The 12346-nt window shown below is 49.2% G+C and carries 9 protein-coding genes and 1 pseudogene; 7 read left to right on the plus strand and 3 right to left on the minus strand.

The genetic code is table 11. The features are described 5' to 3' along the window. Positions 1–631, plus strand: a 631-nt coding sequence (locus V6C93_RS18765) for a glycosyltransferase (protein WP_333478191.1), incomplete at its 5' end; no start/stop codon positions are given. Between the two features lie 406 nt (positions 632–1037). Further along, entirely contained in the window at positions 1038–3701 is a 2664-nt protein-coding gene (locus tag V6C93_RS18770) for a GAF domain-containing protein (RefSeq protein ID WP_333478192.1), read from the plus strand. Between the two features lie 813 nt (positions 3702–4514). Here the strand turns inward: V6C93_RS18770 and V6C93_RS18775 are convergent. Beyond that, complete coding sequence (locus tag V6C93_RS18775) at positions 4515–4796, minus strand: hypothetical protein (RefSeq protein WP_333478193.1); 282 nt, start codon at positions 4794–4796, stop codon at positions 4515–4517. Here V6C93_RS18775 and V6C93_RS18780 point away from each other — a divergent pair. The 5 genes from V6C93_RS18780 to lpxB all read left to right on the plus strand — a co-directional run bounded on the left by V6C93_RS18780 (position 4795) and on the right by lpxB (position 11177). Further along, positions 4795–7149, plus strand: a complete 2355-nt coding sequence (locus V6C93_RS18780) for a BamA/TamA family outer membrane protein (RefSeq protein ID WP_333478194.1) — start codon at positions 4795–4797, stop codon at positions 7147–7149. The two genes, V6C93_RS18775 and V6C93_RS18780, sit on opposite strands and share 2 nt — an antisense overlap. A gap of 150 nt (positions 7150–7299) precedes the next feature. Next, the gene (gene lpxC / locus V6C93_RS18785) at positions 7300–8217 is read left to right on the plus strand and encodes a UDP-3-O-acyl-N-acetylglucosamine deacetylase (protein WP_333478195.1); all 918 of its coding nucleotides are present in this window, start codon (positions 7300–7302) and stop codon (positions 8215–8217) included. Between the two features lie 131 nt (positions 8218–8348). After that, positions 8349–8870, plus strand: a complete 522-nt coding sequence (gene fabZ / locus V6C93_RS18790) for a 3-hydroxyacyl-ACP dehydratase FabZ (RefSeq protein ID WP_333478196.1) — start codon at positions 8349–8351, stop codon at positions 8868–8870. Between the two features lie 107 nt (positions 8871–8977). Then, positions 8978–9796 carry an acyl-ACP--UDP-N-acetylglucosamine O-acyltransferase gene (gene lpxA / locus V6C93_RS18795; RefSeq protein ID WP_333478197.1) on the plus strand — a complete coding sequence of 273 codons (819 nt, stop codon included), beginning with the start codon at positions 8978–8980 and terminating at the stop codon, positions 9794–9796. 103 nt (positions 9797–9899) lie between these two features. After that, a complete protein-coding gene (gene lpxB, locus V6C93_RS18800; RefSeq protein ID WP_333478198.1) occupies positions 9900–11177 on the plus strand; it encodes a lipid-A-disaccharide synthase in 1278 nt (425 codons plus the stop codon). Between the two features lie 378 nt (positions 11178–11555). Here the strand turns inward: lpxB and V6C93_RS18805 are convergent. After that, positions 11556–11852 (minus strand): annotated as a pseudogene (locus V6C93_RS18805) (ISKra4 family transposase); the annotation flags it as partial. Next, positions 11822–12028, minus strand: coding sequence for a hypothetical protein (locus tag V6C93_RS18810; protein ID WP_333478199.1), 207 nt, complete (start codon positions 12026–12028; stop codon positions 11822–11824). The gene V6C93_RS18810 and the pseudogene V6C93_RS18805, both read right to left, overlap by 31 nt. Between the last annotated feature and the right edge of the window lie 318 nt (positions 12029–12346).

Consider the following 12346-nt stretch of genomic DNA (forward strand, 5'->3'; position numbering starts at 1 on the left):
CTTGTGGCAACGAGGGGTTGATACCGAAACATTTCATCCCAGCTTGGTTTCTCAGGAAATGCGATCGCACCTCTCTCAAGGACACCCAGAAAGCCCCCTCCTCCTCTATGTGGGGCGTCTTTCGGCAGAAAAAGAGATTGAGCGGATCAAGCCGGTTTTAGACGCCATTCCCAACGCCCGCCTCGCCTTAGTTGGAGATGGCCCCCATCGCAGCGCCCTGGAAAAAAACTTTGGTGGGACACCCACCCATTTTGTTGGCTACCTCACTGGAAAAGACTTGGGTGCGGCCTTTGCCTCCTCCGATGCCTTTGTCTTCCCATCGCGGACAGAAACCCTAGGATTAGTTTTACTAGAAGCAATGGCAGCCGGTTGTCCTGTGGTTGCTGCACGTTCTGGGGGCATTCCGGACATTGTGACGGATGGGGTGAATGGCTACCTATTTGACCCAGCCGATGACGGTGGTGCGATCGCAGCAACAGTACGTCTGTTAGAACGGCAAGAAGAACGGGAAACCCTGCGGCAAAACGCTAGGACGGAAGCCGAGCGTTGGGGATGGGCCGCCGCTACAAGCCAGTTGCAAAATTACTACAGAGCTGTGGTTTTGTCTGGGTCAATGTCAACAGCGGCTTAATATTCAAGGGTAACGAGCGAGATAGCGAAGCACTGCTGCCTTCGGTAGATCCCGTTCATTGGAGGTTGATGGTCAAGGGAGCATCCCAATCTTGTAAGGGCAAACAAAGGCGATTTCGTTAAAAATTCTTGCTGAAGTCTTCTGAGATTGGGTATATCCCCCTTGTTTTACTTTGGAGGAGTGGATACATTCGTAGTTAGGACTGCTTGTTTTTGGTAGTCCCTATGTCACTAGTGTTATCATCTTATTTTTTAGGTGTTATACCACGTTTTGCGCTCTAGCGTGCATCTTACGGTCTGAGTCACGTTGTCTTAGGTTTCTCAACAAAACCTCATCTCCCCAGTTTAGTCACCCTCATCAGTCTCTACAAGCTGGATTACATGACAGCTGTTGAACAGCCATAACTATGACACTCTCCAACGTCGGCAGCATCCTAGCTACCCTGACTCAGTTAACCCAACTCAATCGGACAAGCGCCCTGACTCATCGCGTCAAAGACTTATCCGTTCCGGAATTCATCTGCTTGTTGGACTTTATCACTGCTGAATTCCAGCAATTTCTGCGGGCGATCGAAATGATTAACAACGAAGCCCTGGAAACAATGTTGGAGCAGGTGATGGATGCCTTCACCCTAAAGATAGGTCAAATCCTACAAGCCGATCGCACAACTATCTTCCTGGTTGACGCCGACAAAGGTCAACTTTGGGCCAAAATCCCCCAAGGCGAAATCAATAAGCCCATAGAAGTCCGAATTCCGCTAAATGTTGGTCTGGCAGGACATGTTGCCACAACAGGGGAGTGTCTTAATATACCCGATGCCTACAATCACTATTTATTTAACAAAGAAGTAGACGAACGTCCCGGTTATCGTACTCACACCCTCCTGTGTATGCCGATTCTGAGCAGCAGCAAACAAGTTGTTGCGGTGGTACAGCTGTTAAACAAAGCGGGGGGTATGCCCTTTGATGCCGATGATGAACAGCGATTCCGTGACTTTGCGGCCTCAATTGGCATCATCCTCGAAACCTGTCAATCGTTCTACATGGCGGCTCGCAACCAACGGGGAGCCGCAGCGCTGCTCAAAGCAACAGCCTCTCTGGGTCAAAGCCTGGATTTAGAAGCAACCCTCCGTCTCGTGATGGATCAGGCTCGCGATTTAATGCAGGCAGACCGTAGTACCCTGTTCATGCTCAGCAAAGAGACGGGCGAACTTTGGAGCAAGGTAGCAACAGCTGATGGTTCAGACCTTGTGGAAATTCGCATTCCTGCTAATCGTGGTATTGCTGGTTATGTAGCCTCAACAGGCCAAACACTGAATATTCCCGATGCCTACAAAGACCCTCGCTTCGATCCCACCACCGACAAACGAACGGGCTATATCACTCGTAACATTCTTTGTATGCCCGTCTATAACTCAAAGAATGAATTAATTGGCGTGACTCAGCTGATCAATAAGCAGCAAGGCAGCTTCAGCAGTTCGGATGAAGAGTTTATGAGGGCATTTAATATTCAAGCGGGGATTGCCTTGGAAAATGCCAAGCTGTTTGAAAACGTCCTGATCGAAAAGCAATATCAGAAAGACATGCTGCAAAGCCTCTCAGATGCTGTAATCTCCACAGATATGCAGGGGCGAATTGTCACCATCAATGATGCAGCGATGGCGTTGCTGGGTTGCCCTCACAACAACAAGGACGGTAGAACCCAACAGTTGTGGGAGTACAAACTGATAGGTCGCTATGTTTGGGACGTGGTACCCATCGACAATCTCAAAGAGCGTCTCCAAGGTAGCCTAACCACAGGTCTCAAACATTATGTGCCCGAACAAAGCCTGACTGTTGGTCTGTGTAAACGTCCAGGACGCTCAATCCTCACCAGTCATTTAGCGTTAGAGCATAGCGCGGCGGGGAGTCGGGGGATAGCAACGGGAAGTCGAGAAGACTCTACCACTCCTCACTGGAGTGCTGAGGGTGATGTCTACATCCTGGCACTCCCAAAAAGTGATCAGCCCGATGTTTATATTCCTTGGAATGAGACCCCGTGGGATTCAAATGCCTCAACTTACTTGTCCAAGGAGCAAGTCCAGGAAATTGAACGCAGTATTAACCTGACGGTTAACCCCTTGATGAATCTAGAGGGAACAGTACGAGGGGGACTCGTGGTGTTGGAAGATATGACGCGTGAAAAGCGGATGAAAACCACCATGTATCGTTACATGACCCCCAGAGTTGCCGAGCAAGTGATGGCACGGGGTGAAGATAGCCTGATGGTCGGTGAGCGCAAGGACGTCACGATTCTATTTTCTGATATCCGGGGGTATACCACGCTGACGGAAAATCTGGGAGCGGCTGAGGTGGTATCGCTGCTGAATCAGTATTTTGAAACGATGGTGGAGGCCGTTTTTAACCACGAGGGTACCTTAGATAAGTTTATCGGAGATGCCCTGATGGCGGTGTTTGGCGCACCCCTCCCCTTAAAAGAAAATCATGCCTGGATGGCGGTTAAGTCAGCCATAGATATGCGCTGGCGTTTGGCGGCGTTTAATCAGTCGCGGATGCTGACGAACCAACCTTTAATCCGGATTGGGATTGGTATTAGTTCAGGAGAGGTGGTGGCAGGCAATATTGGTTCCCAAAAACGGATGGATTATACCGTGATTGGAGATGGGGTAAATCTGAGCGCTCGGCTGGAAAGCGCAACCAAAGAGTATGGCTGCGATATTATTTTGAGTGAGTATACCTATAACTTGTGCCGCGATCGCATCTGGGTACGCGAATTAGATCGAATCCGGGTTAAGGGGAAAAATCAAGCCGTCAGTATTTATGAGCTGATTGGTGAATCCGATGTACCGTTGAACGACAACACGAAACGGTTTTTAGATTTCTACGCCGCAGGACGCCAAGCCTACCTCAACAGAGATTTCCACAAGGCTCTCAGCTACTTCAAGCAGGCTTACCCCTTAAAGCCGCCAACTGACCAAGCTGTCTCAATCCACCTACAGCGATCGACATACTATCGTGATAATCCTCCACCTGAGTGGTGGGACGGCGTTGAAACACTGACAACAAAGTAGGGAGAGGTGACCGGATAATTATGTTCACGGCTCAGAACTGATAGGTTATCCCTCTTTTGTTATTTTGAAGCATAAAGCCTGGGCGTTAGCGAAGCGAGGCGTTAGCATAGCATTCTTGGATCGGGCTTTTAGGCTTTGTACCAAGTTTGTAGTAAGAATGCTAACGCTCCTACAAAAATCGTCGTTCTGTCCCGGAAGTGACAAAAGAGGGATTATTTCTGCCAAGCGGGTCTAGTCCTCAGTTCCCTCCTATAAATTCCCTCATTGCTTTAATTACAACAATTATTGAGTTCTCAATGAATTGAGCTAACTCTAGAGGATGTGAAGGCTTTTTCTTAACTCTATAGGAGCTAGCAAAAGGTACCAAGTAATGCTTATATATTTCCTTAAAAAATGTTTTTTTAACCCTAGTTTTACGGTGACTCCTTAATATTTTAACCCAGTAACAGCATTTTTTTAGTGTTTTTTCGGATGCGAGGAAAGTCTTGTCTGATAAAATTTATCCTGGCGGGAAGCCTTTGTCGTTAAATTAGCTTGGCTCCGTCTTCTTCGTAATTAAGCTAAAGTTAACATTAAATTAAATTAGGCTTAGCCAAACAACAGAGCGGCTGATGTAGCGATTAAGACCGATTTCGCTAGTTAATGGCTCTATTTAGGCTTATGAGAAAGGTACGGATTGAGGTCGTGGAGGTGAGAGTCAGGAACATTGCTGCTGGCAGTCTCTGTCAACAAACTCGGTGACCAGAGGGTAAGATATTCCCTGCACCGTTCGTGAAATTTTATTTCCAGAACGATACCTTGGGAGACATGTTGTTAATATGCGCTCTGTTTTACAGATGCCATTAGCACAGCGATCGCGAAGTGGTAGCGGGAAGCGCTCATCGGCGTGACGCTATGCGATCGCTCCTGACGCCTGGAACGGGGAACTCCTGAACAACTAAACCAGCTTTTTAGAGGTAAATCGTTAAAACTCTTCACAGACAATGGACAATGGACAAAAAATAACAAGCTAATAGCGAAGCGAGACTCGCTGGAGTCTTTCGCTGACTTGCAATCAACGTGGTGTGTGGAAGTGTCAAAAGAGCTCAAAGACATGCGCTTATCCCCTTTTTTAGCAGCAATGCTTGCTGCCTCAGCCACTTTCTGTTTATCCAACCCGGTGAATGGGCAAACTCCTGATCAGCCCACTCCCCAGCCAAAAGCAACAGAACCGAACAACAGCGACAGAGCGGTGTCGGCACCTAAAGCTGAGCCGACCTCTGAGCCTTATTCCGGCTCCATCTTAAAGCCGGTGTATGTCAATCAAGAGGCTGTTCCCCTAGATTTGGGGACTATGGCGTCAACAGAAAGTCAATCCGCAAGGGTTAACAACGTGGTTGTCGAGGCCCTATCGGTGCCAGAACGTTCTAGTATCCCATCCCTTACGGCACAGAATTCTGAAACCCAAGGCTCACCGTCACCTAGTCCAACGCCTAGCCCGACGCCCAGTCCGACTCCTAGCCCAGCGCCCAGTCCGACTCCTAGTCCGACGCTCAGTCCGTCACCTAGCCCGACTCCAGAATCCTCGCCCTCACCAACCCCAACGCCAGAACCCTCACCGTCTCCAGACACTCAAGCGCAACCCACACAGCCAGAACCACGAGTTCTTGTGGCGGAAGTTGCCGTCAGTGGGACACAAGGAGAACTGGAAGAGGAAATTTTTCGCGTGATTAAAACTCGACCGGGACAGGCAACCACCCGATCGCAGTTGCAGGAGGATGTGAATGCGATCTTTGCCACAGGCTATTTCTCCAGTGTCAATGTACAGCCAGAAGATACGCCTTTGGGGGTTCGCGTCACCTTTGTGGTGCAGCCTAACCCTGTGCTGCAAAATGTTTCGGTTCAAACCGTGCCAGAAGGCGCAGAGAAGCGTGTTCTGCCCGCCCAAGTCCTGGATAATATTTTCAGTGAGCAGTATGGCAAGATTCTCAACCTGCGCCAGCTCCAAGAGGGCATCAAGAAGGTTAACCAATGGTACAAAGATAACGGTTATGACCTCGCTCAGGTCATTGATGCTCAGCAAGTCACTGCGGATGGAAAAGTTACCTTGATCGTGGCGGAAGGGGTGATTGAAGATATTCGAGTGCGTTTCCTCAATAAAGAGGGAGAGGCAACCAATGAGAAAGGCGAACCGATCAGAGGCCGCACCCGTGACTTCATCATTACGCGAGAGGTTCAGTTAAAACCGGGTGATGTCTTTAATCGACAGACGGCTCAAAAAGACCTACGGCGCGTGTTTGGTCTGGGGATTTTTGACGATGTGCGGTTGTCGTTTGCCCCCGGTACGGACCCCCGCAAAGTGGTTGTGGTCGTAGATGCGATTGAGAAAAATACAGGCTCTCTCGCGCTGGGTGGCGGTATTAGTTCGGCAAGTGGGCTGTTTGGCTCTGTGAGCTATCAACAGCAGAACTTGGGAGGCAATAACCAGACCCTAGGAGCCGAAGTGCAGGTCGGTCAGCGGGAGTTTCTGTTTGATGTGCGGTTTACAGACCCCTGGATTGGCGGCGACCCTTACCGCACCTCTTACACGGTGAACTTCTTCCGCCGTCGCTCAATTTCCCTGATCTTTGATGGCGGTGACCCAGAAGTACTCTTACCCGACCCAGATAACCCTCTTGAGAATGGCGATCGCCCCCGTGTTCGGCGTACAGGCGGTGGCATTACCTTTAGTCGTCCGTTGTCACGAGATGTTTTTAGCCCTGCTGAGTGGACGGCTTCCTTGGGCTTACAGTATCAGCGGGTTTCCATTACGGATAGCGATGGCGAGATCACACCAAGAGACCGATTGAATGACCTCTTGAGCTTTAGCGAGAGTGGGAGAGATGACCTGTTAACGGTTCAACTAGGTGCCGTGCGCGATCGCCGCAATGACCTCCTACGACCAACAAGTGGTTCTCTGCTGCGATTTGGTGCGGAACAGTCTATTCCAGTCGGATCGGGCAACATCTTACTCACCCGCTTGAGAGGAAGCTACAGCTACTACATTCCTGTAAAATTCACCAACTTTAGCAAAGGGCCTCAAGCTCTTGCCTTTAACGTTCAAGGGGGAACGGTACTTGGTGATTTGCCACCGTATGAGGCTTTTTCCCTGGGTGGCGTTAACTCGGTACGGGGTTACGGCGAGGGAGAGGTTGGAGCTGGACGCAACTTCATTCAGGCGACCGCTGAATATCGCTTCCCTCTTTTCTCGATTATAGGGGGTGCTCTGTTCGTAGACTATGCTACTGACCTGGGTTCGGGCAGCGATGTCCCTGGAAACCCAGCGGGTGTACGAGGTAAACCGGGTAATGGTTTGGGCTACGGTCTAGGCGTCCGGGTGCAGTCACCACTCGGTCCGATTCGCATAGACTATGGTTTTAATGACCAAGGTGACTCTCAACTGCACTTCGGGATTGGAGAGCGCTTCTAAAAGTTGAAGGTTTGAAGGTTGAAGGTTGAAGGTTACAGGTTTGAAGGTTAAAATGCATCGACGTTAAACCTGCCAACGTTAAACCTGTCAACGTTAAACCTGCCAACGTTCAACCCCTCTTCAGACGGATGACTAGTGACAAAATAACCAATGGCTAAATACACTTTGGGTGGTATTTTTGAACGAGCGGGCGTTGGATTGCATAGCGGTATTGTGACAAAGGTCCGGGTGCTACCCGCATCGGCTGGGGAGGGGCGCTATTTTGTTCGGGTTGACCTGCCTGAGTCACCTATCATCCCAGCACGGGTAGAGGCTGTTCACGAGACAAGACTGTCTACTGAACTTCGATCGCTGATAACCCGTGACTCTGAGGTGGACAATAGCGTTAGCAAAGCGGCAGAAAGTACAGCAAAACCCGCTAATGTTTTTGCTGCCTCTACCCAGAGTGAGGCGCGTGTGCGAACTGTAGAACATCTGTTAGCGGCGCTGGCGGGTAGTGGGGTTAATGATGCTCGCATTGAGATTGATGGCCCCGAAGTGCCTTTGTTGGATGGTTCGGCAAAGCTTTGGGTGGAGGCGATTCAGGAAGTCGGTCTCGAAGCTTCAGTCACCCCCTCAGCGTTTGTCTTAGAGAAACCCGTCTGGGTCTATCAAGGGGATGCCTTTGTTGCCGCCTTGCCAGCACCGACCCTGAGATTTACGTATGGGATTGACTTTGATTTACCCGCGATCGGGAATCAATGGCATAGCTTTTCACCTGAGCAGGAGACTTTTGCGGATGCGATCGCACCGGCTCGTACTTTTGGTTTAGCTCACCAAATCGAGCATTTGCGACAAGCCGGTTTAATTAAAGGCGGAAGCCTAGATAACGCACTAGTTTGCGGCGATTCGGGATGGCTTAATCCTCCCTTAAGATTTTCAAATGAGCCAGTGCGTCATAAACTTTTAGATTTAGTAGGAGATTTAAGTCTACTCGGAACTTTTCCTGTGGCTCACTTCCTCGCCTACAAAGCCAGCCACCATTTGCATATCCAACTGGCTCAAGAGCTGGCGCGACAAATGGGTTGAACGTTGGAAGGTTGAACGTTGGAAGGTTGGAATGTTGAATGTTATAACCTGCTAACCTGTAACCTGCTAACCTGTAACCTGTTAACCAATAGCCTACTAACCGGCAACCTGCAACCCTCCAAAGCACACTCATGTCCATACTGACCGACGTTAAAACTCATCCTAATTCCACAGAAGCAGTAGAAACAGTTGATAAGCCTAATACTGACTCATCGGGAAAAGCTATTCTGACTGCTGAAGAGATTCACAAGCTCCTACCCCACCGCTATCCCTTTGCCTTAGTGGATCGCATCCTGGAATACGTTCCAGGCCAGCGAGCGGTGGGACTCAAGAACGTTACCTTTAACGAACCGTATTTTCAGGGCCATTTTCCCGGACGACCGATGATGCCTGGAGTCATGATTGTGGAAGCAATGGCTCAAGTTGGAGGCATTGTCTTAATTCAGTTGCCCGATCTGGAGGGTGGATTATTTGTCTTTGCTGGCATTGACAAGGTACGCTTTCGTCGTCCCGTTGTGCCTGGGGATCAACTGATCATGACAACGGAACTGATATCGATCAAGCGGCGTCGTTTTGGGAAGATGCTCTCTCGTGCGGTTGTCGATGGTCAACGAGTCGCAGAAGGCGAATTACTGTTTTCTCTCGTAGACTAAATGTCGCTTTGAGTACGACGGTGTTGAGTGTAAAGTTTTAAATTCATAACTCACTCCCTCAAGCTCACAGCACAGGAGCAAGAGCTCCTATCCAACTCAACACTTCTATGGCAACACTGATTCATCCAACTGCTGTTATCCATCCCGGCGCTGAACTTCACCCCACGGTTCAGATTGGTGCTTATGCTGTGATTGGGGATAATGTCAAGGTGGGTCCAGGCACGACGATTGGTGCTCATGTCGTGCTAGAAGGGCCAACAGAGATTGGAGCCAGGAATCAAATCTTTCCTGGTGCGGTGATTGGCTCGGAACCCCAAGACCTTAAATATGACGGAGCCCCTACTGGGGTTAAAATTGGCGATGACAACCGAATTCGGGAGTACGTCACGATTAACCGAGCCACGGGTGCGGGTGAGGCAACGGTGGTTGGCAGCAGCAATTTGTTAATGGCTTATGTTCATGTCGCCCACAACTGTGTACTTGGCGACTCGGTGGTAATTGCGAATGGGGTCGCGTTGGCGGGTCACGTTCACATCGAGTCCAGGGCAACGATTGGTGGGGTTTTGGGGATTCATCAATTTGTTCACATTGGACGTTTAGCAATGGTAGGTGGCATGAGCCGGATTGACCGCGATGTGCCACCCTACATGCTAATTGAGGGAAATCCATCCAGAGTGCGATCGCTCAATTTAGTAGGACTTAAACGTTCTGGAATGACGGCGGATGAAATCGGACAGCTCAAAAAGGCATTCCGAACTCTCTACCGCTCTGGATATACCCTGACTCAATCTTTGGAACATCTGGACTTACTTTCAGATAACCAACACTTACAGCACCTGCGCCGATTTTTACAGTTATCTCAGATGGAGGGACGACGTGGTTTAATTCCTGGTCGTCGCACCAAAGGGTTGCAGGTTGAAGGTTGAACGTTGAAGGTTGGAAGGTTGAAGGTTGAACGTTTTAATATTCAATATTCAACTGGCTAACTTTTAACTTGCTCGCCGTTCAACTCTTATCTACCAATGAGTCATGACACGCAAAACCATCTTTATCAGCACCGGCGAGGTATCCGGTGATTTGCAAGGGTCACTCCTGATTGATGCCTTGAAACGTCAGGCAGAGGCCACAGGGTTAGAGTTAGAGATTGTGGCGCTAGGGGGCGAAAAAATGGCGGCAGCGGGTGCCACGCTCTTGGGGAATACTACCGGGATTGGTTCCGTGGGTGTTCTGGAATCTCTGCCTTTTGTGCTGCCTACTCTGCAAATCCAGCGTTGCGCTAAGCAGTACCTTGTCCAGCACCCGCCGGATTTGGTAGTGCTCATTGACTATATGGGACCCAACCTTAGCCTTGGCAGTTTTATCCGGCGTCAACTGCCGCAGGTGCCAATCGTTTATTATATCGCCCCACAGGATTGGGTTTGGTCTGCTCGGTCGATTATGCCCCGCGAAACGACGAGAATTGTGGAGATGACCGACGAACTGTTGGCAATTTTCCCAGAGGAAGCCCGTTATTTTGAAAAAAAGGGAGCTTCTGTGACATGGGTGGGTCATCCCTTGGTAGATCGGATGCGATCGACGCCTTCGCGGCAGGAGTCAAGGGCAGCACTGGGAATTGAACCCGATCAACTTGCGATCGCGCTTGTCCCGGCTTCTAGGCGGCAAGAACTCAAGTATATGATGCCTGTAGCCTTTGAGGCAGCGAGGCAACTCCAGTCGAAATTACTGGAGAATGGGGAGATGGGGAGAAGTGCTAATCCACAATCCAAAATTCAAAATCCAAAATCGGAAGCTCCACTGTTTTGGATTCCTTTGTCTCTGGAAGTTTATCGACTTGCAATTGAAGCAGCGATCGAGCGTTATGGCCTAAGGGCAACCCTTGTCTCTGGTCAAACGCAGGAAGTCCTATCTGCGGCTGATTTAGCCATTACAAAGTCAGGTACGGTGAACTTGGAATTGGCGCTTTTGAACGTGCCGCAAGTCGTTTTTTACCGGGTGAGTCCTTTGACTTACTGGATTGCTCGCCTGATGCAGTTTTCTATTCCCTTTATGTCGCCGCCTAACCTCGTAGTGATGCGTTCTATTGTGCCGGAGTTATTACAAGAGGCCGCAACTTCAGAGAACATTGTTAAAGAGTCGTTAGAGCTTTTGTTTAACCCTCAAAGGCGTCAACAAACCCAGGCTGATTATCAAGAAATGCGCCAATTGTTAGGGGACTTTGGAGTTTGCGATCGCGCGGCTAAGGAAATTATTCAGTTAGCAGATGGAGCCAAGCCGCCGCAAAATCTTGTTACGCGATCAATAGCATAATTTGCTATTTTTTTCAACCGAATTCTGCCGTTTGTTTTGAATTTACTTCAGCTTAGGCTGATGTCAATTACTTACATGTTTTTGAGGTAGGGGCGTTAGCGTTAGGCGAAGCCGAGGCGTTAGCCTGGAACGAGCGTCAGCATTTGCTCAACAATATAAGTTTGTGGTTACAAGAAATGAACGCAAATGCTTCGCCCGGATGCTGAGGAGTGACTTGTTTTCAATCGCCAGATATTTTCGCAAAAATGGGATGCACCCGTCTTTATGGGTGCATCCCAATTTTGCAAAAATACCAGAACGCGATCGCTAGCCAGCTCAAGTTGAGGCAAGAATGATAATCACCTGGAAAAAGCATCGGACTAAATTCTTTTCAAAATCTCAAATGGCAAGTTGACCATTGAGGTAGGCACATCGCAGTTGAAGTATCGCACAGACGTTTTCCATCTTCCACTGCGCCCCCGAAATTTTTAGCCTACGGTCAATTTGCTTGACAGCCGACTCGACGGCTCCTGAACCAATCGAGCTGAGTTGTTGTTTTTGAAACTTACCATAGTCCACAATACGGTGGCGATGCTTTTCCAGATAGGCACAAAAGTTGTGAGCTTGTTTACGACGGCAGTTAGTGAAGCAAGCGATCGCTTCATTCACTTGACCCTGCCAAAGCTGTGTCTCAGCTGTTGACGTACAGTCTTTTCTAAACCTTCAAGAGTAGCGATTTGCTCAGCCGGAGTATTGTTGTAGAGGATTTGGGCAATTTCGGTCACACAGGCTTGTAGACGCTCTTGTTCTTGGGGAGTCATGGGTTTATCTGTCTCCAGGAGATTCCTTTCTGTATCTTGCCCAATGCTCATTGAGCGGCGCAACCCTGTGGAGAGAATTTAGTGAGTGCGGGGTTTCTTACTGATTATCATTCTCGATAATCAGCTCGACTGGCGATCGCGTCCTGGTATTTTTGCAAAATTGGGATGCACCCGTCTTTATTAGCTATAGCCACAAGGATAAAAAAGCTTGGAAAAACTCCAGACTATGCTCAAGCCAATGATGCGGAATGATACCATTTTAGTCTGGGATGATACAAAAATCCAAGCGGGAGCCAAGTGGCGAGACGAAATTGAGAAGGCTCTCGCTAGAGCTAATGTGGCTGTCTTGATGGTGAGTGCAAATTTCCT

The organism is Allocoleopsis sp. (genome assembly GCF_036703385.1).
Lineage (GTDB): Bacteria > Cyanobacteriota > Cyanobacteriia > Cyanobacteriales > Coleofasciculaceae > Allocoleopsis.

What these genes read in the sequence shown, in the direction of transcription:
- V6C93_RS18770 (WP_333478192.1), top strand. Translation starts at nt 1,038, where the DNA reads ATGACACTCTCCAACGTCGGCAGCATCCTAGCTACCCTGACTCAGTTA.
- V6C93_RS18780 (WP_333478194.1), top strand. Translation starts at nt 4,795, where the DNA reads ATGCGCTTATCCCCTTTTTTAGCAGCAATGCTTGCTGCCTCAGCCACT.
- V6C93_RS18775 (WP_333478193.1), bottom strand. Translation starts at nt 4,796, where the DNA reads ATGTCTTTGAGCTCTTTTGACACTTCCACACACCACGTTGATTGCAAG.
- lpxC (WP_333478195.1), top strand. Translation starts at nt 7,300, where the DNA reads ATGGCTAAATACACTTTGGGTGGTATTTTTGAACGAGCGGGCGTTGGA.
- fabZ (WP_333478196.1), top strand. Translation starts at nt 8,349, where the DNA reads ATGTCCATACTGACCGACGTTAAAACTCATCCTAATTCCACAGAAGCA.
- lpxA (WP_333478197.1), top strand. Translation starts at nt 8,978, where the DNA reads ATGGCAACACTGATTCATCCAACTGCTGTTATCCATCCCGGCGCTGAA.
- lpxB (WP_333478198.1), top strand. Translation starts at nt 9,900, where the DNA reads ATGACACGCAAAACCATCTTTATCAGCACCGGCGAGGTATCCGGTGAT.
- V6C93_RS18810 (WP_333478199.1), bottom strand. Translation starts at nt 12,028, where the DNA reads ATGAGCATTGGGCAAGATACAGAAAGGAATCTCCTGGAGACAGATAAA.